The 23,127-nt window shown below is 69.6% G+C and carries 23 protein-coding genes and 1 pseudogene; 15 read left to right on the top strand and 9 right to left on the bottom strand.

The genetic code is table 11. The features are described from left to right. Positions 1-10: 10 nt before the first annotated feature. The gene (locus ACZ7MY_RS27660) at positions 11-1,369 is read right to left on the bottom strand and encodes a helix-turn-helix domain-containing protein (protein WP_499605828.1); all 1,359 of its coding nucleotides are present in this window, start codon (positions 1,367-1,369) and stop codon (positions 11-13) included. 332 nt (positions 1,370-1,701) lie between these two features. Between ACZ7MY_RS27660 and ACZ7MY_RS27655 the strand changes: the two genes are divergently transcribed. The 10 genes and pseudogenes from ACZ7MY_RS27655 (at position 1,702) to ACZ7MY_RS27610 (ending at position 12,094) form a co-directional block, all read left to right on the top strand. Beyond that, positions 1,702-2,247: a hypothetical protein gene (locus tag ACZ7MY_RS27655; protein WP_499605827.1), complete on the top strand. Its 546-nt coding sequence runs from the start codon at positions 1,702-1,704 to the stop codon at positions 2,245-2,247. A 444-nt stretch (positions 2,248-2,691) separates the two neighbouring features. Further along, positions 2,692-4,794, top strand: coding sequence for a glycosyltransferase (locus ACZ7MY_RS27650; RefSeq protein ID WP_499605825.1), 2,103 nt, complete (start codon positions 2,692-2,694; stop codon positions 4,792-4,794). A 99-nt stretch (positions 4,795-4,893) separates the two neighbouring features. Continuing rightward, a complete protein-coding gene (locus ACZ7MY_RS27645) occupies positions 4,894-5,457 on the top strand; it encodes a GNAT family N-acetyltransferase (protein WP_499605824.1) in 564 nt (187 codons plus the stop codon). Between the two features lie 34 nt (positions 5,458-5,491). Next, positions 5,492-5,767, top strand: a pseudogene (locus ACZ7MY_RS27640) (hypothetical protein); the annotation flags it as partial. Positions 5,768-5,790: 23 nt separating this feature from the next. Next, positions 5,791-6,036 carry a DUF2283 domain-containing protein gene (locus tag ACZ7MY_RS27635; RefSeq protein ID WP_499605822.1) on the top strand — a complete coding sequence of 82 codons (246 nt, stop codon included), beginning with the start codon at positions 5,791-5,793 and terminating at the stop codon, positions 6,034-6,036. A gap of 551 nt (positions 6,037-6,587) precedes the next feature. Beyond that, positions 6,588-8,219, top strand: coding sequence for an ABC-F family ATP-binding cassette domain-containing protein (locus ACZ7MY_RS27630; RefSeq protein WP_499605820.1), 1,632 nt, complete (start codon positions 6,588-6,590; stop codon positions 8,217-8,219). A gap of 268 nt (positions 8,220-8,487) precedes the next feature. Beyond that, positions 8,488-9,072, top strand: coding sequence for a TetR/AcrR family transcriptional regulator (locus ACZ7MY_RS27625; RefSeq protein ID WP_499605818.1), 585 nt, complete (start codon positions 8,488-8,490; stop codon positions 9,070-9,072). 115 nt (positions 9,073-9,187) lie between these two features. Further along, positions 9,188-10,537, top strand: coding sequence for an MFS transporter (locus tag ACZ7MY_RS27620; RefSeq protein ID WP_499605817.1), 1,350 nt, complete (start codon positions 9,188-9,190; stop codon positions 10,535-10,537). Between the two features lie 65 nt (positions 10,538-10,602). Beyond that, complete coding sequence (locus ACZ7MY_RS27615) at positions 10,603-11,361, top strand: SDR family NAD(P)-dependent oxidoreductase (protein ID WP_499605815.1); 759 nt, start codon at positions 10,603-10,605, stop codon at positions 11,359-11,361. A 175-nt stretch (positions 11,362-11,536) separates the two neighbouring features. After that, positions 11,537-12,094 carry a hypothetical protein gene (locus tag ACZ7MY_RS27610; protein ID WP_499605813.1) on the top strand — a complete coding sequence of 186 codons (558 nt, stop codon included), beginning with the start codon at positions 11,537-11,539 and terminating at the stop codon, positions 12,092-12,094. Positions 12,095-12,211: 117 nt separating this feature from the next. Here ACZ7MY_RS27610 and ACZ7MY_RS27605 read toward each other — a convergent pair whose 3' ends face one another. Further along, positions 12,212-12,484, bottom strand: a complete 273-nt coding sequence (locus ACZ7MY_RS27605) for a Cif family virulence factor (RefSeq protein WP_499605812.1) — start codon at positions 12,482-12,484, stop codon at positions 12,212-12,214. Between the two features lie 216 nt (positions 12,485-12,700). Between ACZ7MY_RS27605 and ACZ7MY_RS27600 the strand changes: the two genes are divergently transcribed. Both ACZ7MY_RS27600 and ACZ7MY_RS27595 read left to right on the top strand, forming a co-directional pair. After that, entirely contained in the window at positions 12,701-13,360 is a 660-nt protein-coding gene (locus ACZ7MY_RS27600) for a hypothetical protein (protein ID WP_499605810.1), read from the top strand. After that, positions 13,357-14,406, top strand: coding sequence for a nucleotidyl transferase AbiEii/AbiGii toxin family protein (locus ACZ7MY_RS27595; RefSeq protein ID WP_499605809.1), 1,050 nt, complete (start codon positions 13,357-13,359; stop codon positions 14,404-14,406). The genes ACZ7MY_RS27600 and ACZ7MY_RS27595 overlap by 4 nt, the downstream gene beginning before the upstream one ends. 22 nt (positions 14,407-14,428) lie before the next feature. Here ACZ7MY_RS27595 and ACZ7MY_RS27590 read toward each other — a convergent pair whose 3' ends face one another. Beyond that, a complete protein-coding gene (locus tag ACZ7MY_RS27590; protein WP_499605807.1) occupies positions 14,429-15,094 on the bottom strand; it encodes a GntR family transcriptional regulator in 666 nt (221 codons plus the stop codon). 359 nt (positions 15,095-15,453) lie between these two features. Here ACZ7MY_RS27590 and ACZ7MY_RS27585 point away from each other — a divergent pair, with 359 nt between their 5' ends. Next, complete coding sequence (locus ACZ7MY_RS27585; protein ID WP_499605805.1) at positions 15,454-16,200, top strand: SDR family oxidoreductase; 747 nt, start codon at positions 15,454-15,456, stop codon at positions 16,198-16,200. A gap of 66 nt (positions 16,201-16,266) precedes the next feature. Here the strand turns inward: ACZ7MY_RS27585 and ACZ7MY_RS27580 are convergent, their stop codons facing one another. The 5 genes from ACZ7MY_RS27580 to ACZ7MY_RS27560 all read right to left on the bottom strand — a co-directional run bounded on the left by ACZ7MY_RS27580 (position 16,267) and on the right by ACZ7MY_RS27560 (position 20,338). Continuing rightward, complete coding sequence (locus tag ACZ7MY_RS27580; protein ID WP_499605803.1) at positions 16,267-16,653, bottom strand: nuclear transport factor 2 family protein; 387 nt, start codon at positions 16,651-16,653, stop codon at positions 16,267-16,269. A gap of 385 nt (positions 16,654-17,038) precedes the next feature. Next, positions 17,039-17,668, bottom strand: coding sequence for a TetR/AcrR family transcriptional regulator (locus ACZ7MY_RS27575; protein ID WP_499605802.1), 630 nt, complete (start codon positions 17,666-17,668; stop codon positions 17,039-17,041). Positions 17,669-17,681: 13 nt separating this feature from the next. Next, positions 17,682-18,023 (bottom strand): GNAT family N-acetyltransferase, encoded by a 342-nt coding sequence (locus ACZ7MY_RS27570; protein WP_499605799.1) that lies wholly within the window; start codon positions 18,021-18,023, stop codon positions 17,682-17,684. A 99-nt stretch (positions 18,024-18,122) separates the two neighbouring features. Further along, the gene (locus ACZ7MY_RS27565) at positions 18,123-19,037 is read right to left on the bottom strand and encodes an NADP-dependent oxidoreductase (protein ID WP_499605798.1); all 915 of its coding nucleotides are present in this window, start codon (positions 19,035-19,037) and stop codon (positions 18,123-18,125) included. Positions 19,038-19,294: 257 nt separating this feature from the next. Next, positions 19,295-20,338: a zinc-binding dehydrogenase gene (locus tag ACZ7MY_RS27560; RefSeq protein ID WP_499605796.1), complete on the bottom strand. Its 1,044-nt coding sequence runs from the start codon at positions 20,336-20,338 to the stop codon at positions 19,295-19,297. Positions 20,339-20,864: 526 nt separating this feature from the next. On the opposite strand from ACZ7MY_RS27560, the gene ACZ7MY_RS27555 reads away from it, so the two are divergent. Further along, positions 20,865-21,494 carry a TetR/AcrR family transcriptional regulator gene (locus tag ACZ7MY_RS27555; RefSeq protein ID WP_499605793.1) on the top strand — a complete coding sequence of 210 codons (630 nt, stop codon included), beginning with the start codon at positions 20,865-20,867 and terminating at the stop codon, positions 21,492-21,494. Between the two features lie 82 nt (positions 21,495-21,576). Here the strand turns inward: ACZ7MY_RS27555 and ACZ7MY_RS27550 are convergent, their stop codons facing one another. Beyond that, positions 21,577-21,861 (bottom strand): hypothetical protein, encoded by a 285-nt coding sequence (locus ACZ7MY_RS27550; RefSeq protein ID WP_499605791.1) that lies wholly within the window; start codon positions 21,859-21,861, stop codon positions 21,577-21,579. Positions 21,862-22,339: 478 nt separating this feature from the next. On the opposite strand from ACZ7MY_RS27550, the gene ACZ7MY_RS27545 reads away from it, so the two are divergent. Further along, complete coding sequence (locus tag ACZ7MY_RS27545; RefSeq protein ID WP_499605789.1) at positions 22,340-23,113, top strand: PP2C family protein-serine/threonine phosphatase; 774 nt, start codon at positions 22,340-22,342, stop codon at positions 23,111-23,113. Positions 23,114-23,127: the final 14 nt, after the last annotated feature.

Below are 23,127 nucleotides of genomic sequence, written 5' to 3'. Positions count from 1 at the left end.
GGACAGATCCTCAGGTGCTGGAGGGGACCCAGGCACGCTCCCCCGCGTCGTTGGTGCCGTACCAGTAGTGCGGCACGGCCGTGATGCCGGTGGTGCGGAACGGGCGGCCGTGATCGTCGATGCGGATCGTGCCGGTGCGGCCCTGGGAGGACCAGTCGAGTTCCAGGTACCAGCGGGCGTCGTGGGTCTGTGTCGTCGCGTCGACCAGCAGTACCTCCGGGTCCCCGGCGGAGACGCGGTACGGGAAGTGCGCGGCGGGGATGACGTGATCGGCGTCGGCGCCGTCCTTCGGGCGGGTGACGGGGCGGTCGACGTCGAGGTCCACGGCGAAAGCGCGGGGGGTGAGGTCGCTCCCGCACCCCTGGCCCATGGCGTACGCACTCCCGGCGGCCGGGCCGCCGCGGCTGACGATGCGGACGTGGAGCGCCTCGAGTACCACGGCCGTGTCCGAGCGCCCCTGCACCGAGATCTGCACCCTCGTCTGCCGCCCGTCCACCGCGCCCTGCGTCGCCGCCCACGCCCGGGCGTCCTGCTCCACCGGCGGCGCGGGCACCTGTGCGGACGGCTTGGCGATGACGTAGTCGTGTCCGCAGCCCTTGTCCCAGACCAGGGAGTCGACGGTCCAGGTGAGGGGCAGGCCGGTGCTCTGCTGCCCGGCCGCGGCAGGACCGCTGCCGGTGGCGGTCGGGGCGGGGGCCTTGCCATGGCGACCGGGCGACGCGGCGCTCCCGGAAGGGGAGGGGAACGCGGTGGCCGGCGTCGCCGAGCGGTGGGGTGCGCCGGGGGCGGTCGTCCGCGAGCCCGCGCTGCGGGAGGTGTCCGCCTCGGAGGAGCGCCCGCCCGACAGGGCGGCGGTAGTACCCACAGCGGCGACCAGCACGCAGGCGCCGGCGAGGGACGCCAGGACCCGTCGGCGGTGCCAAGGACGGGGAGCGGGCTCGTCCGGGGCCGGGCCGTCCCCCGGCTGCTCCGCGGGGCTGCCCTCTTCGACGCACGTCCCGTCGCCGCCCCCGCCCCCCTCCCCGTCCCCGTCCCCGTCCGGAGCCGGTGCCGCCGCCTGCGCTGACCCGGCGGTACGCCCGTCCTGCCGAGCGGCCGTCGCCGACAGCCACAGACGGTGCAACTCGAGCCGCTCCTGCGGTCCCGCCCCGCAGAATGCCGCGAGCCGCTCCACGGGTGCGAAGTCCTGCGGTACCGCTTCGCCCGCGCAGTACCGGTGCAACGTGGAGGTGTTCATGTTGATGCGGCGGGCCAGAGAGGCGTAGCTGCGGTCCGTGCGGTCCTTCAGCCGGCGCAACAGCGCCGCGAACTCCTCGCCGTCGTCGCGCATCGACACCGCTCCCCCGTCGTCCGACCGTTGGTCCTGCATCCCAGGCACCCATATCCCTGCACGTCAGATGGGCCGGGATGGTTCCACCGTCGCCAGACGGGCGCGGGTCATTGCACCGCGCTCCGGTGACCGTCGATGCTCTTCGTATCGCACCCCGCCAGGGCCGGACGGCCGGGCGGCGGCTGCGGCTCATGCACTCACCGCAATCACGGCACTCACGGGGGACACCCATGCCCAAAGCACGGCTGCACCAAGGACGTGACGTCCTGCGCGGCGCAGCAGGGCCCGGCCGAGACGGGGCGGGCACGTGGCCGGCACCGACGACCCCGGCACCGTCACACCGCTCGATCACTCGTAAAGGGAGAACCGACATGCACATCAGGACCCGCACCGCCCTGACCGCCGGCGTACTCGCCACCGCACTCGGGCTCGGCGCCACCATCCAGGCCACCGCCCAGACCCCGAGCGGGATCAGTGGCAAGCCGACCGCGTCGGCACAGGCCGCCGCCCACGCCCCCGCGAAGGCGTCCACCGCCGCGGTGCAGTCGGTCACCGGCACGCCCGGCCACGTGGTGACCCGGGTCGCCGACTTCTACGGCGCGTACATCGACGCCAAGGGCGACTACGCGGACCCGGACGCCGCGCTGGCCACGGCCCTGCGCAAGCACTACCTGACGGCGGACTTCGCCCTGCGGCTGGAGGCCTGGGAGGAGGAGAACGGGGCGGACGGCGTCCTGCGCGCCCAGAACGTCCCGGCGCAGTGGAAGGTGACCGACAACGGCGCCGTGGGACACAGCCGCGAGGTCATCGTCACCCTGACCTTCGGCAGCGGGGAGACGACGCAGAAGATCAAGCTCTACGTGCTGGTGGAGCGGTACGACCACATCGTCGACATCGAGACGACGAGCGCCCGCTGACGGCGGAGCGCGCCGCCCACGAGCAGACCGCCGGCAGGGCCGCGGCCGGCCCTCGGCCGGCCGCGACTCCGCCGGTCCGGCCGGCGGGGTCACCGGCCGGCGCAGTCCGGGACCCGTGGTGACCTCGCCCTGCCGGCCAAGGCCGTCCGCGCGGAATCAGGGGACCACCTTCACCGCGACCGGGGGTATCCGGTTCGCTACCCGACGTAGCTGTGACGGAGCCGCGAAGACCCTCGTCACGGCCCTCGGGGACGCCGCCCGCCGCGTGACGCCGCCCAGGTGAGGCCGCCGCGCCCGGATCCACGTTCCGAAGTCGTTCGGAAATGCCAATGTGGGCCTCTTCGTGGAGCGATGCTCTACTCTTTGACAGCTCCCGAATGGCCATGGAGTCGTGGCCCGGCGTTCACGGACCGTTTGGTGCGGGGCAGCGACAAGGGTGGACGGATGAAGATCTCGTTTCTGATCAACAACGCGTACGGCATCGGCGGCACCATCCGCTCGACCGCGAACCTCTCGGCCGGCCTCGCCGACCGGCACGAGATGGAGGTCGTCAGCGTCCACCGCGTCCTGGACGAACCGCCGCTCGCCCTCGACCCGCGGGTCAGGCTCGAGTCGCTCATCGACATGCGGCTGGACAGTCCGACGTACGAGGGCGAACACGAGCTCACCCACCAGCCGAACAGCATGTTCCCGGAGTCGGGGGTGGACTTCGGGCGGCTCCGCTACACCGGGCTGCACGACCGGCGAATAGCCGAGTACCTGGCCCGGACCGACGCCGACGTGGTGGTGGCCACCCGCCCGATCCTCAACGGGTACCTGTCCCGCTACGGGCAGGGCCACTACGTCAAGGTGGGGCAGGAGCACCTGACCCTCCACTCCCACAGCGACCAGCTGCGCAACGACCAGAACGCCGCGGTATCCGGCCTCGACGCCTTCGTGACCGTCTCCGAAGCCGATGCCGCCGACTACCGCACCGCTCTCCCGGAGCTGGCCGACCGCGTCCTGTGCGTCCCCAACGGAGTGCCGGCACCCGCTGTCGAGGCCTCCGCCCTGGACAGCAAGATGATCATCGCGGCGGGTCGGCTGGTGCAGGTCAAGCGCTACGACCGGCTGATCGACGCCTTCGCGAAGGTGACAGCCGAGCGCCCGGAGTGGACCCTGCGAATATACGGGCGCGGCCCGATGCGGGCCGCGCTGCGTGAGCAGATCGACGCACTCGGCCTCTACAACCGCATCTTCCTGATGGGCCCGGTCTCCCCGATCGAAACCGAGTGGGCCAAGGGCGCGATCGCGGCCGTCTCCTCCGACAGCGAGTCCTTCGGCATGACCATCGTCGAGGCCATGCACTGCGGGGTCCCGGTCGTCGCGACGGACTGCCCGCACGGCCCGGGAGAGATCATCTCCGATGGCCAGGACGGGCTGCTGGTGCCGCTGGACGGCGGCCCCGACGCGTACTCCCGGGCCCTGCTTCGCCTCGTCACCGACTCCGACCTGCGCCGGCGTATGGGCAGCGCCGCACAGGCGAAGGCCGCGACCTACGCCCCGGCCGTTATCGCCGGACGCTACGAGGAACTCTTCGAGCGCCTCCAGCGCGAGCGCCGCGGCCGGAGCTCGCTGGCCACCCGGCTGCGCGGCTCGCTGCGGGCCCTGGTCCCGTCCGGGGGCAGGAAGGACAAGCCGCAGCCGGCCGACGTCGAGCGGCCGCCCGTCCCCCGCGGCCACGCGGCCGCGACGGCGGACGGCGGATTCGTGGTCCGGCTCGACCTCGACACCATCCCCCGCACCAAGCCGCTGGACTTCGTCGCACGTCTGCGCCGCGACCCCGAGCGCCGGCAGATCCGGGTACCGCTGGAGCCCGCCACCACGGGCGAGCAGCATGCGACCGCGGTCGTCCAGCGGGCCGCCCACCAGCTGCCCGAGGGCCGGTGGGACTGTTACGTGCGCGTCCGCGGCACCAAGGAGCGCCACCGCGTCACCGCCGACCTCGTCGAACAGGCCCGGCTGATCCCGCTCGCGCCGGTGGTCGGTACCGACGGCACCTCCTCGTGGATCCCGTACACCACCAGTGACGGCTTCCTCGCGGTGCGGAGCTGGCTGCGCCCGGCACACGGCGAGGTGGAGTCGGTCGCCATCGGTGAGAACCAGGCCACCGTCACGGTTGGGCTGCTGGGCGACGCCCGGCTCGCGGACATCGCCGCCGCCACCGTCCGCGTCGTCTCCCGGGAGGACACCGACCAGAGCTTCGAGGTACCGGTGCACCCGCTGGACGACGTCCGCTTCGAGTTCGTCCTGCCGTACGGCGAGACCATGGAACGGCGCAGCGCCGAACACGACGTGTGGGACCTGCAGCTGAAGCTGGCCGACCGGAGCGTGCCGATCGGGCGGATCACGGGCGACATCGTCGAGCGCAAGAAGACCGACGCGTTCCCGCCGGTCCTGCTCGACCACGCCGAGCGAGGCAGCACCCGCATCAAGCCGTTCTTCACCGTCAACAACGACCTGGCACTGAGCGTGAGGGACGCCGCCGCTGAGAACGCAGATGCCTGAGCGGTCGTCGCACTGGTGAGGTCCAGGTAGCCGATGAGGGCTGCCGCCCGCCATGCCGACGTCGGCGGCCGGCCGTGACACGGTCCTCGACCACCCACGGTGCCGGCCGACCCTGGTGAAGGACTCGATGCCCGTGCGGGCAATGCGGTAGGCCGTGCCGCATTGCCCGGGGCACCTGGCAGGCTCACGACGATCCCGGTGATGGTCAGACCGCTCGACCAGGTGGTGGAGCCGGTGGAACCGTCGCCCGGCCTGCGGATCGAAGTGGTGACCGGTGACGACCGCTTGCGGGAACTGGTCCGCACCTACAGCGCCTCGATGGGTGTCGCCCCGGGCCTCGAGTCCGACATCGTTCGGATCGAGTCACAACGTCGGGACAACGCGGACCTCGTCCGCCTGGCGGCGGTCCTCGAGGACCGTGTCGTCGGGACGACCGTGGTGATCACGGCCCACGACGTGGCCGGGATCTTCATCGTCCATGTGGCCGAGACGCACCGCCGACTCGGCATCGGCACGGCGTTGACCGCGGCGGCGCTCCGCGTGGGACAGGATCGCGGCATGCGGCTGGCAGCACTTGCCGCGAGCCCGGCCGGCGAACCGCTGTACCGGCGACTCGGCTTCGTCGAGGTTTCGCAGTACCGCCTCTTCACCTATCCCGTTTAGCGTGACGTGCCCCTGTGCGGAAGAGCAGCAGTGGTATCGGGCAGCACGGGGGACGATCCGGGTGCCCTATCGGGGCCGATGGAGCGCGCGCCCAGCCGGCAAGCAGGCGGTGACCTTCTTCTACGCCAAGGTCCGCGCCGTCGGCGAGCGGGCCGACGCCGCCCCGGAGAGTTGGCGGGTCCTTAGCGAACTCCGTTGCAGCGCCACCCGCATCACCGGCATCGTCAGGGCCGTCCTGGCCGTACGCCTCGCCCCGTCAGCCTGCGCAGCGTGCGGCCTGGAGCCTCGTCCAGGACAGCGCCGCCAGTAAGCGACAGCAAGGGAGCCCCTCGCGTGGCAGATGTCAGAGTGACCTACGACAAGACCGTGAACGCAGCGTACGTGTACCTCACCGAACCGCGGGCCCGCGTGAAGTCCGCGCGCACGTATCCCTGCGATCCGGTGGACGTCGACGGCATGATCAACCTCGACTTCGACGAACAGGGTCGCCTCATTGGCATCGAGGTACTGGCAGCCAGTTCGAAACTGCCCGCGTACCTGCTCCAGTCCGCGGAGCGGCTGGACATCGAAGGCTCCTGAACAGGCTGGTACCGCCCTGGCGGGGACCGCGGTACGAATGGCGGCAGGTCGGGCCACAGCAGCTTCCGGAGGACGCGTCAGATCCAGTCGCTTGCTGTGCGACCGCGCTTCGTCGCCCGCCTCGCTTCTTCTGCAGCAGTCGGCGCTCATAGACCTCCGCCGGTACCTTCACCGTCCGGCGCGGTGGTGGTGGCGGGGCCGTCGCCACCGTGGCCCGCATGCACCAACTGTCGCTTCGGCAACAAGCGCACCACACAGCAAGCCGCGAGCGATGGCAGCGACATGAGCGCCGGTCGCGATCACGGAGAGGGCGACGGTGGACAGAAGTCGCGAGCGTGTTGTTAAGCTGATCGGTGACCGAGGAACGTATCCAGAGGAGTCATAGACGTGGTGGGTGAAGACGACATCTCCGGGTGAGATCCGGATCTGACGGCCGCCGGCCTGCGCTCGGGAGCGCTGCCGATGTGGCCTCTTTCGTCGTCCCCCTTTCTTCCATGTCTGCCCAGGGCAGAGGTCTACGCCCTGCCCTCAGTACCTCCGAGGTTTCTCCCATGTCCGACGCTGCCGTCGTTTGCTCGAACGTCTCTTTCGCCTGGCCCGACGACACCCCGGTCTTCAACGACCTGTCCTTCTCCGTGACCCCCGGCCGGACCGGCCTGGTCGCGCCCAACGGCTCCGGCAAGAGCACCCTGCTCAAGCTGATCTCCGGCGAGCTGCAGCCCGTCGCCGGCTCGGTGTCGGTGAACGGCACGCTCGGCTACCTCCCCCAGACCCTGCCCCTGACCGGCGACCTCACCGTCGCCGAGGTGCTCGGCGTCGCCGCGGTGATCCGCGCCCTGGATGCCGTGGAGTCCGGGGACGTCGACGAGAAGCACTTCGCCACCATCGGCGACGACTGGGACATCGAGGAGCGCACCCGCGCCCAACTCGACCGTCTCGGCCTGGCCGACCTGGCTCTGGACCGCACCCTGAGCACGCTCAGCGGCGGGCAGGTCGTCTCCCTCGGCCTCGCCGCCCAGTTGCTCAAGCGTCCAGACGTCCTCCTGCTCGACGAGCCGACCAACAACCTCGACCTCCAGGCCCGGCACAAGCTCTATGACGTGCTGTCGGACTTCAACGGCTGCCTGCTCCTGGTCAGCCACGACCGCGCACTGCTCGACCGCATGGAACGGATCGCCGCACTCGGCAGCGACGAACTCCGCCTGTACGGCGGTAACTTCAGCGAGTACGAGGAGGCCGTCCGCGCCGAGCAGGAGGTCGCCGAGAAGAACGTCCGCAACGCCGAGCAGGAGCTGAAACGAGAGAAGCGGGAGCTGCAGCAGGCACGAGAACGTGCCGAGCGCCGGGCGAGCAACGCCGCCAAGAACCTGAAGAACGCCGGTCTGCCCAAGATCTTCGCGGGCAACATGAAGCGCGGCGCGCAGGAGGCCGCCGGCAGGTCCGGCACGATGCACGCTTCCCGCGTCAGCGAGGCCAAGGCACGCCTCGACGAGGCAGGACGGTCGCTGCGCGAGGAGCAGCGCCTCACGCTGGAACTGCCCGGCACCCAGGTGCCCGCCGGCCGCAACCTGTTCCTGGGCACAGGCATGCAGGCCCGCCTCGGTGACAGGGACGTGTTCGCGGCGGGCGGCGTCGACCTCAGTGTCCGCGGTCCCGAACGCATCGCGCTGACCGGTCCGAACGGCGCGGGCAAGACCACACTGATGCGGCTGGTCACCGGTGATCTCACTCCGCTCGGCGGGGAGATCAAGCGCAATGACGGCAGAATCGCCTACCTGTCACAGCGTCTGGACCTGCTGGACCTGGACCGCACCGTGGCGGAGAACTTCGCCGCGTTCGCGCCGGAGCGGCCCGAGGCGGAGCGGATGAACCTGCTCGCCCGGTTCCTCTTCCGAGGCCCCAGGGCCCATCTGCCGGCGGGAGTGCTCTCCGGCGGCGAACGGCTACGCGCCACGCTGGCCTGTGTCCTGTGCGCGGAGCCGGCCCCGCATCTGCTGCTGCTCGACGAGCCCACCAACAACCTCGACCTGGTCAGTGCGGGGCAACTGGAGAGTGCGCTCAACTCGTACCAGGGCGCCTTCATGGTGGTCAGCCACGACGAACGGTTCCTCGCCGAGATCGGGATCAACCGTTGGTTGCGGCTGGCCGACGGGGTGCTCGAAGAGGCGGCACCGGCGGTGTGATCGCCACCGCGTGAAGCGGCTGCGTCACCAAGGCTGTGCGCCGGGCAGGTACGGCACCCGGGCATGAGCGGGAATCCCCTTCGCCCGACCCTTGGTTGGGCGAAGGGGCCCGGGGGGCCAGGGCGCGGCCGCACGGTGCACGGCCGTCGGTGACGGAGCCCCCCACCGTCCCCGCTCCTGCCGCCGAGCGCATCACGGCGGTCCTGCCACATCCAGTCACCCTCCCAGCTATTTGACCGATCGTTCCAGACAGGTCTACCTTCGGAGTGTGGGAAGGACCAAGGAATTCGATCCGGACGCCGTGCTGCAGTCGGCTCTTGAGCTGTTCTGGAGTCGCGGCTACGAAGCGACCTCGATGGCCGACCTGGTCGAGCATCTCGGCATCGGCCGCGCGAGCATCTACGCGACCTTCGGCAGCAAGCACGAGCTGTACCTGAAGGCACTGGATCGGTACGTCGAGATGCGTGACCCACCGGTCATCGAGGAGCTGTCCCAGCCGGGGCCGGCGTTGCCGGCGGTGCGCGCCGTGGTGCGCCGCTTCGCCGCGGAAGCCACCTCGCCAGAAGTACGGCTGACCGGCTGCTTCGTGACCAACACGGCCGCAGAACTGGCCCCGCGCGATCCCGCGGCCGCCCGCCGGGTGGAGATCAGCTGGGAGCATGTCGAGACCACGCTGTACTCCGCCCTCGTACGGGCCCAGGCCCAGGGCGAGCTCCCGGAGGACCGTGATCCGCGTGCGCTGGCCCGGATGCTGCTCGTCCTGATGCAGGGCATGCGGGTCGTCGGCAAGGCGTCGAACGATCACACGCGGGTGCAGAGCGCGGCCGAACAGGCGTTGACGCTGTTGGACTAGGTCGACCTGGGTCGAGTGCGTCAGGACGGTCCATCGCCAGAGCGTGTGGCCGTACTCGCTCGTTCTCCGCACGCCCGCAAATTGAACCGATCGGTCAAATATCTAGGGAAGATCCATGAGCGCCCCCAGCACCACCCGCGCCCCCGCCTCGTGGAACCGACGAGCCTTCGTGCTCCTCGCCGGCGCGCAGACCACGCTGATCTACACGCTCTCCGCCATCGCCGTTCCCCTGCCCGAGATCGGCCGCGAGTTCGGCCTCGACCACGCCGACCTGATCCTGCTCAGTGCCGCCTACGGGTTGTCCTTCGCGGGACTGGTCCTCTTCGGCGGAAATCTCGCCGGCCGCTACGGCGGGCGGCGTGCTCTCACCGCGGGACTCGTCCTCTTCACCGCGGCCTCTGCCGTCGCCCCGCTCGCCCAGGGCATCGGGGTCCTGCTCGTCGCCCGCTTCGCCCAGGGTGCGGGCGCGGCGATCGTCGCGCCGGCCGCCATGGCCGTGCTGCGCACCGTCTTCCCCGCACCCACCGCCTACGGCAGGGCCATGGCGACCTGGGGCGGGCTGTCCGTGCTCGGGGCGACGGCGGGCAACCTGCTCTCCGGCGTCATCGCGTCCCAGCTCTCGTGGCGCTGGGCCCTGGGCGTGCCCCTCGTGGTGGCGGTCACGGCACTCGCCCTCGCCCCCAAGCTGCTGCCGGGCAACACACCGGACCGCGACACGGCGCTCGACCTGCCGGGCGCGCTGCTCGCCACCGCCGGGATCACCCTCGCCAGCTACGGATTCGTCGTCACCGACGCCCGGCCCTGGCTGTCGGCGGGTGCCCTGGGGCCGCTGCTGGGCGGGACCGCGCTGGTGACCGCGTTCTGGTTCGTCGAGCGCCGGGCCCGGAACCCGCTGCTGCCCCCTGGCTTCCTCCTCGACCGCCGGCGGGCGCTGGCTCTGACGGCCACCGCGCTCAGTGCGTGCGGCACCGGCATGACGTTCGTGGTCCTCTCCCTGCACCTGCAGCAGGACCGCGGATGGTCGCAGCTGCAGACCTCCGCCGCCTTCGTGCCGTTCGCCGTGGCGCTGATCGCCTCGGGACGCGCGGCACGTCCGCTGATCAGCCGGTACGGGCCCCGAACCGTCGCGGCCGCCGGTCTCGGCACAGCCGCGGCCGGGCTCGTCCTCCTCGCCCTCACCGCGTTCGACGTGCACGCTCCGTACGCGTACGGACTGCTGCCCGGCCTCGTCCTGCTGCCGCTCGGGGCTGCCGCCTCCTTCGCCGGATCCGCCGTGCTCGCCACCGACGGTGTACCTCAGCGGCAGAGCGGACTCGCTGGCGGCGTCCTGAACACCGCGATGGAACTGGGCCCCACCGTCCTGTTCGCCGTCCTGCTCACCCTCGGCACCGACGCACTGTCCCTGGCCGCGACCGGCGCCCTGCTGGCCGTCGTGGCCCTCCTGCACCACCACCGCACCACGTAGCCGCTCGAACGAACCGCCCACCCCTCACCCACGACCCTGTCCTCACACCCCAAGGAGTCACCGAAATGAGCCGCTTCACCGGCAAGACCGTCCTCGTCACCGGCGCGGGCTCCGGCCTCGGCCGGGCGATCGCGATCGCCTTCGCCGCCGAAGGGGCGTCCGTGGTCGCCGCGGGCCGTACCGCGGCTTCTCTGGACGAGACGGTCGGCCTCGTCGAGGCCGCAGGCGGCACCGCCGCCGCCATCACCACCGACGTCACCGACTCGACGCAGCTCCGGGACCTCGTACGCGAGACCGTCGCCCGCTTCGGCAGTCTGGACGTCGCGGTCAACAACGCCGGCACCTTCCGCGGCGCCGTACCCGCCGGCGACATCGAGGAAGACGACTGGGAAGCCGTCCTGCGGACCAACGTCACCGGTGTGTGGCTGGCCATGAAGCACGAGATGGCCCACATGAAGGACAACGGAGGCGGCGCCATCGTCAACATCTCCGCCAACCTGGGCGCACACCGGAGGATCCCGAACGCCGCCGCCTACATCGCCTCGAAGGCGGCGGTCTCCGCGCTCACCCGCGCCGCCGCCCTCGACCACATCCACCAGAACATCCGCATCAACGCGGTCAGCCCGGGCGCCTCCGACGCGCCCATGTCCCTGCGCCCGGGCGAGACCGAGGCCGGCCGCGCGGAACGGATGAAGACGGAGAACCCCCTCGGCAGGGTCGCGGAAGCCGATGAAGTGGCAGCCGCGGTGCTCTACCTCGCCTCCCCCGCCGCCGGCTCGGTCGTGGGCACCGACCTGGTCATCGACAGCGGAGCCTCGGCTTGACGAACGATTCACGCAGCAGGGAGCCGCTCTGCACGCCGAGCGCCGGCGCTCTGGACGTCGCTGTGGCTGCAGCACATATGATCCACCTGCTTGGATCGAGACGAAGCGCAGGTCAGAAGGCAAGCCGTGCTCGGACCGCGCCACGCACGAGCAACCAGTCGGAGGGCGGACCCTGATGGGGCAGTCGGTGGCCTACCCGGTTCTCCGGACCTCTGATGCCATTCAGGCCTTGGCGGTGGCTATGGCTCTGGTGCACTGCGGGGAATGGGACGGCCATGTCTACGTGGACGTTGAACTGGTAGATGCCGCGGATGCTCTGAAAGCCCGTGAGCTGTTCCCCGAAGCTGAGTGTTCCGTCGCCGGTACCCGTTTGCCCGCGGGTGAGCTGCCCGCGGACAGGGCCGTGGTCGCGCGGCTCCTACCCGGGGAACTCGGCGTGGACGGGATCGCCGGAGAGGATGTCCTCGGCCGGTTCCTGCCTCTTGCCGCGCCTGGAGCACGCGGGCAGCTGGCGTGGATGGGACTTCGCTGGCCGGCCGTCCCGGGACTGGAACTGGATGTGGAGTACGCGCGGGCGGGCGTGCAGATGTGCCTCAACACGACCGCGGAACACGAACCGGCAGTAGGACACGCGGTCTACGTCCATGTCCGCCCCGGCGAGGACGAACGAGCTCACCACCTCGCCGAACAGGTCGGACAGGCCGTCGTCGGCCCGGGCGAAGAGGGATGGTGAAGTCGTCCATCCAGGTCCTAGCCATCCGCTCACGCGGGATCTTCAAGCCGGGCAGCAGGCCGGTGACGGCGGTGACGCAGGCGTGCGCGTCGCGGGGTCGGAACGACCCATCAGTGGTCACTCGTATCCGAGAACGTCTTCGGACTGCAGGCGCCACCCGCCGTCCCGCTTGACCAGGACGAAGGCGGTGCGCTCAAAAACGTCGTAGTACCCGGAGTCCGGAGCGTGGCCATAGGCGAACCAGAGCGCCTCGATCCGCGCCGTGTCCGGCGTTTCGCTGACGACGGTCACCTCTTCCAGTGTGAACACGGCGCCGGATTCATCGGTTCTGTCGCGGTCGTGCGCTCTGGCGTACGCGGTGCAAAAGTCCGCAGGGCTCTGATAGAGCATCTGAACCTCTTGGGTACACGTCGCGGCCGGTTCGTGTGAACGACCGTACTGGGAAAAGCCCCCCTGGATCCGCCGATTCGGATGCGGCCACCAAAGCAGGCCGGCCACTCGTCGGCGGTGACCGGCTCCAGTCGTGTCCGGCCGGAACCCGGGTTCCCAGGTCCGCCCCACCGCATCCGCCGAGCGCCGTCGGCGTGACCGCCCCGGGAAACGCGGATGCCGCGCACGGCCGTGATCTGGCAGGATCCGTGGGTGTCCGCTTCCCTGTACGAATCGCATGTGACGGTCCGCTGCGCCGACCCCGACGAGTGGGTACGGCTGCGCCGGTGGGCGGCCTCGGGTGGCCTGAAACTGACGCACATCGTGCTGGCGCGCGGCCGGATGCGCGAGCAGCCCATGCTCACGCTGTCCGGTTCCTCGTCGTACGTCGAGCAGACGGCGCGCGTACGCGACGTCGTGGCGGCGCTGCGAGCGGACGGCTTCGAACCGGTCCGGGTGAAGACCGAGTCGACGCCGTGGGCCGCGGAGGTGCCGGCGCGGCTCGCCGAGGACGACGAACGGTACTTCGAGCACCATGTGAAGCTGCTGCTCGACGCCGACACGGACCTGGCCGCGCTCGCGGCGCAGGTGGTGCCGCACGGCGCCCATCTGTCGTGGAACGCCCTGCGGGTGCGGGACGGTGCGCGGCACGAGCGGTTCGTGACGCAGCGATGCCGCTCGGTGGGTGCCGAGGCGGCCGGGCTGGCGCTGGAGCGGTTGCTGACGGAGCTGGACGCCTTCGTCGTGCTGAGCGTGGAGCGGGAGTTCGTGCTCCATGACAGCGACCTGTCCGTGGACGACGGTTGGATCGAGGAGCCTGTGGGGGCACGGACATGAGCGGGACGGCATGGGACGGATTCGGCTGGCGGAGCACCGAGTTGCCTCGCGAACCCTTGGACGAGGCCACCCGCAGAGCCGAGGACCTGCCGAAGACGCTCGCGTGGGTGCCCGGGGACGACGTGGTGCAGCGCCCGGTCTTCGACCCGTCGCTGGCGCACCACCGAAACGCCTACCGCGCCACCGACCCGCGGTTCACGGATCCGACGCGGGGCCAGGCGTGGCGGGCGGCCCGGCGTAAGGCCCTGCACCTCGTGCTGGACGCGATCGCTTCCTCGCAGTGGGTGGACGCCCTGGTGCTGCGGGGCAGCGTGCTGATGTCGCTCTGGTTCCCGGACGCCGCCCGTGAGCCCGGCGACCTGGACTTCGTCGTCGTCCCCGACACCTGGCGCATCGACGACGGCCGCACGGACCGGATGCTGCGCGGCATCGCCGCGGCGGCGCAGTCGCTGGCCGACGCGCGCGGCCGTGAGGTCGGGATCTCGGCACGGGGCGCGGTCGTCGAGGGCATCTGGACCTACGAGCGGGTCCCGGGCCGCCGCATGGTGCTGCCGTGGGGCTCACCCGGGCTGCCCGGCGGCCACGTCCAGCTCGACTTCGTCTTCAACGAGCACCTGCCCCAGCCACCCGAGCCGACCGAACTGCCCGGCGGGGCCGTCGTGCAGGCGGCCACACCGGAACTCTCGCTGGCCTGGAAACTGATGTGGCTGATCAACGACAGCTACGCGCAAGGCAAAGACCTCTACGACGCCGTACTCCTGGCCGAACGCCACCCGCTGCCCTACGAACTCCTCCACGAAGTGTTCCGGCTGTCCGGCGAATGGCCGTACCACCGCGACACCATCCTCCTCGAAGACGTCACCGAGGCCGTCGGATACGTGGAGTGGAGACACTTCGTCACCGAATACCCGCAGTACAAGAACGCCGAACGAGAATACGCGGACCGGCTCGTCCGCGCTGTCACGCGCACCTTCGACAAGGCCACCGGCCGAGACCCCGCCCGGGTGGTGGACCCGGATCCGAGACACCGTGTCACCTGGACATGACGGACCGCGACTGCTCTGGACCTCAGCGGACCGGACGCGGGGGGAAGCGGATCCTGGCGTCCTCGGTGTGGGCACGCATGACCTGCTGGGCACGTGTGTCGTCGCGGGCGGCGATGGCCGCGATCAGTTCGCGGTGCTCCACCCAGGCCTGATGGACGACGGGCGTGTAGTAGCGGCGCACCTTGTTCTCGACGCGTGCCGCCAGTTCCGCGAGGACGGCGTTCCCTGCCAGTTCCATGACACAGGCGTGGAACGTGGCGTTCGCGGCGACCGCCCCCTCCACGTCGTCGGCGGCGACAGCCGCCTCGCCCGTCGTACACAGGTCGTCGAGCCGCTCGAGCCCGTCGGCGGACGAGCCGACCGCGGCCAAGCGTGCCCCTTCGGTCTCCAGCAGGGCACGGACGACGAAGAGCTGGTCGGTCTCCGCGCCGGTCGGCTCGTGGACGAAGGCACCCTGCGCGGGGCGAAGGTCCACCCACCCTTCGGTGTTCAGCCGTTGCAGCGCCTCGTGCACGGGCTGCCGCGAGACGCCGAGACGGGCCGCGAGCTCGCTCTCCACCAAGTGCTGGCCCGGATGCAGCGACCGTGAGCTGACCAGCTCCAGCAGCGCCTGGTACACCTGCTCCCGCAAGGGCCCGGGGCGCTGCAGCCTGGGTACGGATCCTTGCGGCAGCCCGTTGAACGGCATGTCGGCCTCCACTGGTTCCCTGGACGTTCCTACTGCGTCGACCTCACCGGACGTTGGGCAGAGTATCGACCTGTCGGCGACGCGTGAGAAGTGGATCCGGCCTCATTCCCTCTCACGGTCGTCCCGAGCACGGGCCGCTGGCCGGCACCGCGCACCGTCGGTGAACATGCGCCGTTGTACGTCTGCCACCAGGATGAGGGGACGGTGGACGGGGTTTCGGCCGCGCGCACAGCGGCGCTCCCACCAGGGCGCCGCAGTGGCCATGGGGAACGGGCTTTCCCCTCGGCGGCCCGCGTCACCGACCGTCGACGGTACGGGGCTGCCGGCGGCCTCGCACAGAAACGAGAGGCAAGCACGTCATGAGTGAGACAGGGCAAGGCGCCGGCCGCGTGGTCGTCGTCACCGGTGGTACACGCGGCATGGGCCGGGAGACGGCGGGCTACCTCGCCCGTCTCGGCTACCAGGTCGTGGTGAACTACGCCGGGAACGAGGCGCAGGCGAACGAGACCGTCGAGGAGATCGCCGCCAGTGGCGGGACGGTCGTGGCCAAGCGCGCGGACGTCGCGGACGAGGTCGCGGTCGCGGCCATGTTCGACGAGGTGGAGACCGAGTTCGGCGGCGTCGACGTCCTGGTCCACGCGGCAGGGATCATGCCGGTCGGCCCGATGGTCGACTTCGACCTCGACCAGCTCGACCGGCTGCTGCGCGTCAACCTCCGGGGAACGTACGTGGTGAACCAGCAGGCCGCGAAACGGCTCCGCTCCGGCGGCGCCATCATCAACTTCTCCAGCTCCATCACCAGGTTCAGCCGGCCCGGCTACAGCGCGTACGCGGCGACCAAGGGCGCGGTCCAGGCCATGGCCCTGATCCTCGCGCGCGAGCTGCGGGGGCGGGACATCACCGTCAACGTAGTGGCTCCCGGCCCCATCGCCACGCCGCTCTTCTTCGAGGGCAAGAGCCAGGAGGTGATCGACCGGATCTCCGCCGAGCCACCGCTCGGGCGTCTCGGTGAGCCGGACGACGTCTCCGGGGCGGTCGCCTTCCTCGCCGGGCCCGGCCGCTGGATCAACGGCCAGACCCTCTTCATCAACGGCGGAGCGATCTGACGGCCTCGCCGGCAGCTGTCGAACCACGGCGCGCCGGCGTGCGACAGCCTCGACCGCGTGGTCGGCTCAGGTGCCCGGGGCGATAGCACAGGCGGAGACGCAGACCCAGCCGCCCTCACGCTTCTGGTACGTGTCGGTGTAGAGGGCTTCCTGAGCCGCTCCGTCGGTGAGCATGGTGTACGTGGCGCGGCCGTGGACCAGGGCGACGTCGCTGAGGATCCGGATCTTCACGTCGTGGACGGCGAGGTCCTTGAAGGGCCGCGGCTCGGCGATGTAGTCGAGGAACTCGGCACGGTTGCGCGTGACACCTGGGGTCTGCACGACGAAGTCCTCGGCGAGCAGCTCGCTGAAGCGCTTGACGTCGTTGAACTGGTCGGAGTGGACGTAGTCGTCGTTGAGCTGCTCGAGGATCGCCAGATCCTCACTGGACTGTTTGGTGTTGGTGTCGTTCACTTTCTTGTTCCTTCTCTGCGTGTTGCGGCGTTCGCTGCAGGTGGGCTGCTGCTCCGGTGCCGTGTACGCGCGTATGTGGGAACGCTTCGCGTTCGCCGTGGAATGCAACAGCCGTCGCGATCTGAACAAGTGGGCAGCCGGCATTCGACCACCGCCTCACGGGGCCCGGACGCCGGGAATCAGTCGGGCAGCTCCCGCTCCGGGCAAAAACCACCCATTACGGCGGAACTCCCATCAAGCCTCGCAAGCGATAACGGGACTGTCAAGTCCTCTTGATGATGGAATTGCCAATGGGGAGACGACCGCGGTCGGCATACCCCCCGCGTGACGGCCCCGGCGCCTTTGCCGCGCTGGACCACGGAGCCGGCGAGCCGACGGGCTCGCATCAGCGCACGGTGTACGTCTTCACGTGGGCCAACGCCATGTCCATGGCGATCCGCATGGGTTCGACGTCGCGTGCCATCTGGGCGAGCAAGTAGCTTCCCTGCAGCGCCGCCATCACGGACAGTGCGAGCTTCGCGGGATCGGCTTCCTCCTTGAGTGAGCCGTTCTCCTGCATACGGCGCAGGCCGGCGGCGATCAACTCCTGCCATTCGCCGAACTTCTCAGCGAGCAGGTTCCGGGCCGCGGGGTCTTGGGCCGCGCGGGATCCGACCAGTGCGCCCAGAGCGCATCCGTAGGCCCCGTCCTGGAGGGAATTGAAGCGGATGATCGCATCGCTCCAGCGTTCCAGGGCAGGGAAGGAGTTCATCCGTTCCAAGTACTGTCGGTCGCGTTCGAGAATCTGTTGGGCACGCAACTCGATCACACTGTTCACAAGCTCGTCCTTGTCTGCGAAATGACGGTAGAACTGGGACTTGCTGGTCCCGCTCACCGCTCGCACGTCATCCAAGGTCACCGAGTTGACACCCTTGACGTAGAAGAGGTCTGCGGCGGCCTGGATCAAGCGATCACGTGTTACTGCTCCGCGGGCCGTGAGGCGCCTCTTCGGCAGAGCGTTGTCATCTTCGGCCATGGGCTCGGGCGTCTCAGTCGTGGACGTCGTCGACGGCCTGCCGCCCGAGGTCGAGCAGCTCGCAGAACTGAGGGTGCTTCTCGATGAAGCGATCCACGACGGGGCAGCGGTTGGTGACTGCCGCGCGCTCCTTCACCAGGTCGCACAGCGCCTCACGGATCAACGCGGTTCCCAGGCCGCGGCCACGGTAACCCTCCTGGACGTACGTGTGCGTCAGGCTGTACCGGGTGCCCTTGCGCTCGTACGCGAGCAGCCCCGCGTAGTTGCCGTCCTCTTGAACCTCGTAGAACCTGTTGTCGTCGTCCTTGAGGACTCTGATCGAGCCGCTCGTGTCAGTCCACAGCACCTTGGGCATCGCCGTTCCTGTCACCTTGTGCCGGCCCCGCCTGGTCGACGGGGCACTCCTCTCGCTCACCAGTGGACGAGGTCGTCCTCTTTGAAGGTTGGTGAGCCTTCAGCGGACGCGGATGACGGTCTTTCCCCTGACCCGCTCCGCCGGATTGAAGGCCGCGACGGCGTCATCGAGCGTCGCCACGTGGCCGATGACCGTGCGCAGCCGCCCGTCCCGCACCCGCTGGACCAGCTCGCGCAGTTGGACGCGATCCGCCTCGACGACGAAGTCGACGGCCAGACCGTCCACAGGTCGCGCCCCCGGCGGGCCTGCGATGGTCACCAGCGTTCCTCCGGCGCGGACCAGGCTTGCGGACCGCTTCCCGATGTCGCCGCCGATGACGTCGAACACCAGATCCACGCCACCGACGTCTTCCAGCGTGTCGCCGTCCAGGTCGACGAACTCCGTCGCGCCGAGGTCGAGCGCCGCCGGACGATCGGCGGCACGTCCGGTACCGATGACGTGAGCACCCGCCTCGCGGGCGAGCTGCGTCACGATCGATCCGACCCCACCGGCCGCGCCGTGCACGAGGACGCTCTGCCCCGGCTGAAGCCGACCGTGCTCGAACAGCCCCTGCCACGCCGTCAGGCCCGAGATCGGCAGACTCGCGCCGACCGTGAAGTCGACGTCGCCGGGAAGCGGCGCGAGGTTGCGTGCCTCGACGACCGCGTACTCCGCCAGTGTGCCGTCACGCGTCCAGTCCGTGAGGCCGAAGACCCGCTGCCCCACAGACAGTCCCCTCGTTCCGTAGCCCAGGGCACTGACCACTCCGGCGAGCTCATGGCCGGGGATCGACGGTGTGCGGTCGCGGCCGAGGCGGTCCGTCCAGTTCGAGGGCCACGTCAGCTCCCCCGGGGTGAACCCGGACGCGTGAACCTCGACCAGCACATCGTTCCCAGCCGCCTCGGGTATGGGGCGCTCCGCCAGCCTCATCCCGGCCGTCCCCGCGGCCTGATCGGTCACACCGATCGCCTTCATCGGGTTACCTTCCTGCATCTCGCCGTCCAACGCTCCGCGTGCGGGCGCTGAGAGCTTTCAAAAGTGAACTTAATAGTCCACAACATGGTTGCCATCTGCACTCCAACAGCATACTCAAGTCCAAGACTGGACGAGATAGTCCCCTAATGTTCGCTGCGTACGTCATCCCGGGAGCGGGCCGGCCACGCCGGCGCCTGCAGTTGGGCCTCCCAGGGCAGGGTGGTGGACAGGCCACACCCCACCCCCGTCGTCCGAGGTCAGGGCCTGATGAGCACCTTCAGGCTCCTGCGGTCGGCCATGTCCTGATAGCCGGTCGGGACGCCGTCGAGGTCGGTGATGGCGTCGAAGACCTTCCCGGGATCGATGGTGCCGCCGAGGACGTCGGGCAGAAGGTCTTCGATATAGGCACGCGCCGGTGAGGGGCCGCCGGCCAGGCGGATGTTGTGGCGGAAGAGGCTGGCGATGCCGATGGGGGCTTCCTCGTACTGAGGGGCGCCGACACGGCTGATGACCCCGCCCGGTCGGATGATGCCAAGGGCTTGGTCGTAGGCGGGCCGGGTGCCGACGGCCTCCAGGACCACGTGCGGGCCGTACCCGCCGGTGAGCTCGCGGACCGCTTCGGCACCTTCTTCGCCGCGGGCGGGGACGACGTCGGTCGCACCGAACTCACGGCCGAGGTCGGTGCGCGCCTGATGCCGGCCCATGAGCACGATCTGCTCGGCGCCCAGCCGCCTGGCGGACAGGACCGCCATCAGACCGACCGCCCCGTCGCCGATCACGGTGACACGGGTTCGCTCGTCGACTCCGCCCGACACGGCAGCGTGATGGCCGGTGCAGAAGACGTCGGAGAGCGTCAACAGGGAGGGAATGAGCGCCGAGTCCGCGGCAACGGGGAGCCTGACGAGGGTGCCGTCGGCCAGAGGGACGCGGATGGCCTCGGCCTGGGCGCCCTCCTCCGCCTCGCCGTCCCAGAAGTTCGCCTGCGGGTGGACGCAGGAGCTGGTCAGACCCTGACGGCAGAACTCGCAGGTGTTGTCGGAGGTACTCCAGGGTGAGACGACCAGGTCACCCCGCTCGACGGTGGTCACCTCCGCGCCGGTGTCCTCGACGATGCCGATGAACTCGTGGCCCATCCGTGCGGGACCGTCCTCGGGCTTCAGCGAGGCGTACGGCCACAGATCTGTGCCGCAGACGCAGGATGCGGTGATCCGCACCAGGGCGTCGGTCGGGTGCTTGATGACGGAGTCGGGCACGTCCTCGACGCGGACGTCGCCGGCGCCGTACATGAGTGCTGCACGCATCGTGATACTCACTTTCCAGGTGGCGCCGGCGGGAATGACAGTGCGTATCGACCGGCCACGCAGCGCCACCGCGTCACGCACAGTGGAAGCGCCGATTGCGGAAACAGAGTCGTTCGGTGTTCCGACTGATGACGCGGCCGGGATTCTCGACGCGCACTCGTCGGTGTCGGAGCGCCGCCGTTGATCGCCGGTTATTTACTCCATCAGACGTGGACCAAGCGTCTCCTTCCGTAATAGCACACATGAAGGGACCATGTAGTCCATATGATGGTCCCCTACGGATGTCGCCATCGTTAAGGTCCTCACCGTGCTCACGGGAACCCGATGCGTGCCGGCGCAAGCCGCCACCCCGGAAGTTGTGGCGGTGGTTCACGTGACAGGCGGGTCACGCGCACCCGCGAAGGCCACACCTCATGCGCTCGACACCCCGTGGGCAGGGAGCAGTCGACTCATCCGCCCGGGCGTGGGGCGGCAGGCTCTCGGCACTTCGACGGCCCCGGTGATCGCGCGTAGTAATATCGGCTACATGTCCGTAGACGATGCTCCCAGGCAAGAGCGGCGCCTGACCTCGCGTGGGGCTGTCACCCGCGACCGCATTGTTGAGGCCGCTGCCGACCTGTTCTACGTGAGGGGCGTCGACGCGGTCTCCCTCGACGACGTACGAGCGACAAGCGGGACGAGTAAATCCCAGCTCTACCGCCACTTCGCGGACAAGGACCAGCTTGTCCACAGTGTCATCGCGCTGCGGACCGATCAGGTCCTGAACCGTGATCGCCAAATGCTGGAGCGGATGAATTCCCTTCGCGCGCTCGAACGATGGAGCGACAAGCTCATCCAGCTCAACTCCCTGCAGAACGGCGCCTACGGGTGCGCGCTGGGCTCGCTGGTCAGCGCGCGGGCGGCACAGGACCCGACGTCGAGGAGCAAGCTCGCCGACACGTTCGCCGAGTGGCAGCAGCTCATCTCGGCAGGGTTGAAGCGCATGCAGGAGAACGGCTCGCTGCGCGAGGACGCCGACCCGGAGCAGCTCGCTACTGCTGTCATGGCCGCCTTGCAGGGCGGCTACCTGCTCGCGCAGACCGCGCAGAACGTCGAGCCGATGCGCCTCTCCATGCAGATGGCGCTGGCCTACGTACGCTCCTTCGTCGTGGACTGAGCCGGCTCCGCGGCTCGATGCCTCACCACGCGGGCGGACAGGCGGGCGGGCGGCGGGTTGGTCAGCTCCATGAGGGCGAGAGTCAGGTACCTGAATGTTTCGCGTCGACCAGGTCGATGTATTCGGATTCTTGCGGATGAACCTGTCGACGATCGGACGGTAATCTGAAATGCTGTTTCCGTTGCTGCACAGAAAGTCCAGGATGCTCTTGATGGGGACGCTGGAAAGACCGCGCCCCCGGAAAGCGTCGCAGATGACCGTGTAGATCGATACGTGCCGAAACGCCAATCACCCGATAACCCATATGGCCGGCCGCCTCACCGGCAACGGGTGTCTCGTGCCGACGCTCCTTCTCGTTGTCGCTCACCACCACTGACGATTCCGCGCCTGAGAATATGCACGTCGGCTGCCGTTATGAGGTTTCGGCCACCCGCAGATTCGGCGTGAACACCCGCCGGCCCCGGCCCCGGCCTCGGGCGCGACACGTTCAGACGAAGTGGACGAAACGGTCCAGCGAGAGTCCGCTCGCCATCCTGAACGCACACACTGTGACCCGCAAGGGAGAATCGTGGGTGCGCGGACCGTGGACGCGCGACCTGCCCCATGACAGATACGAGGACCGGCCGTTGCCCTGTGCCATCCGTACGGGTCAGCCGCAATTCATCGCCAACCAGGAGGAGTTCGCACGGTGTTGGCTGAGTGACACCAGTGTCGTCCAGGCACCCTCCGGCCCCGATGTCGCCATGTCGATCACTCCTCTCAGCCCGCCGGGCGACCGGCCACTCGGGGCCTGGGCAGTGACGCACGACTGTGAACGCCCTCCATCCCTGGAGAAGCGCGCCTTCATGACCACTCTGGCCGATCTGGCCGGCCAGGCCCTCAGGCGCATCAGGTTGCAACAGGCGCACGTCGAGCTGTCCACCGCGGTCCAGCAGAGCATGCTCCCCACGCTGCCCGAGCATCTGCCGGGCCTGGAGGTAGCCGTCCGCTACCAGCCCAGCAGGGACGGGCTGGACATCGGCGGGGACTGGTACGACGCGTTCTTCCTGCCCGACGGCGCGGTCGCCCTGGAGATCGGCGACGCCCAGGGGCACGACGTCGACGCAGCGGTCTTCATGGGTCAGGTGCGCTCGTCCATGCGCGCGATCGCCGCTCACGAACCCGCGCCAGGAACAGTGCTGACACGCACCAACACGTTGCTGAACACAATGGACGCACAACGCTTCGCCAGCTGCACCATGCTCCACATCGATCCGCGCGACGGTCAGGTCATCGGTACCAGCGCGGGCCACGTTCCGCTGCTCCACGCACGCGACGACGGCAGCCACCGCATCCGCACGCTACCCGGTGGGCCGGTCCTCGGAGTCCTGCCCGATGTCGACTACCCGGAGGAGACCTTCACCCTGGAAGAGGGCACCGCGCTGGTCATGGTCACCGACGGTGTGGTCGAAGGGCCGGGCCTGACACTGGAAGCCGGACTGGAACGAGCGGGAACGCTGGCCGGCCGCGCCCTCCACGACCGTCTCGACGCCGAGGCGATGGCGGACGTCATCCTCGACGCCGTCGTCGCCGTGGACCACCTCGACGACGTGGCCGTGCTGGTCATCCGGCGCGCGTGATCGCACGACGTCTT

This window comes from Streptomyces sp. NPDC111520, assembly GCF_055635295.1.
This window is presented reverse-complemented; position numbering and strand designations above follow the sequence as displayed.

Coding starts and splice junctions, on each gene's coding strand:
- ACZ7MY_RS27660 (WP_499605828.1), bottom strand. CDS start 1,369: ATGCAGGACCAACGGTCGGACGACGGGGGAGCGGTGTCGATGCGCGAC.
- ACZ7MY_RS27655 (WP_499605827.1), top strand. CDS start 1,702: ATGCACATCAGGACCCGCACCGCCCTGACCGCCGGCGTACTCGCCACC.
- ACZ7MY_RS27650 (WP_499605825.1), top strand. CDS start 2,692: ATGAAGATCTCGTTTCTGATCAACAACGCGTACGGCATCGGCGGCACC.
- ACZ7MY_RS27630 (WP_499605820.1), top strand. CDS start 6,588: ATGTCCGACGCTGCCGTCGTTTGCTCGAACGTCTCTTTCGCCTGGCCC.
- ACZ7MY_RS27620 (WP_499605817.1), top strand. CDS start 9,188: ATGAGCGCCCCCAGCACCACCCGCGCCCCCGCCTCGTGGAACCGACGA.
- ACZ7MY_RS27615 (WP_499605815.1), top strand. CDS start 10,603: ATGAGCCGCTTCACCGGCAAGACCGTCCTCGTCACCGGCGCGGGCTCC.
- ACZ7MY_RS27610 (WP_499605813.1), top strand. CDS start 11,537: ATGGGGCAGTCGGTGGCCTACCCGGTTCTCCGGACCTCTGATGCCATT.
- ACZ7MY_RS27605 (WP_499605812.1), bottom strand. CDS start 12,484: ATGCTCTATCAGAGCCCTGCGGACTTTTGCACCGCGTACGCCAGAGCG.
- ACZ7MY_RS27600 (WP_499605810.1), top strand. CDS start 12,701: ATGCCGCGCACGGCCGTGATCTGGCAGGATCCGTGGGTGTCCGCTTCC.
- ACZ7MY_RS27595 (WP_499605809.1), top strand. CDS start 13,357: ATGAGCGGGACGGCATGGGACGGATTCGGCTGGCGGAGCACCGAGTTG.
- ACZ7MY_RS27590 (WP_499605807.1), bottom strand. CDS start 15,094: ATGCCGTTCAACGGGCTGCCGCAAGGATCCGTACCCAGGCTGCAGCGC.
- ACZ7MY_RS27585 (WP_499605805.1), top strand. CDS start 15,454: ATGAGTGAGACAGGGCAAGGCGCCGGCCGCGTGGTCGTCGTCACCGGT.
- ACZ7MY_RS27575 (WP_499605802.1), bottom strand. CDS start 17,668: ATGGCCGAAGATGACAACGCTCTGCCGAAGAGGCGCCTCACGGCCCGC.
- ACZ7MY_RS27570 (WP_499605799.1), bottom strand. CDS start 18,023: ATGCCCAAGGTGCTGTGGACTGACACGAGCGGCTCGATCAGAGTCCTC.
- ACZ7MY_RS27565 (WP_499605798.1), bottom strand. CDS start 19,037: ATGAAGGCGATCGGTGTGACCGATCAGGCCGCGGGGACGGCCGGGATG.
- ACZ7MY_RS27560 (WP_499605796.1), bottom strand. CDS start 20,338: ATGCGTGCAGCACTCATGTACGGCGCCGGCGACGTCCGCGTCGAGGAC.
- ACZ7MY_RS27555 (WP_499605793.1), top strand. CDS start 20,865: ATGTCCGTAGACGATGCTCCCAGGCAAGAGCGGCGCCTGACCTCGCGT.
- ACZ7MY_RS27545 (WP_499605789.1), top strand. CDS start 22,340: ATGACCACTCTGGCCGATCTGGCCGGCCAGGCCCTCAGGCGCATCAGG.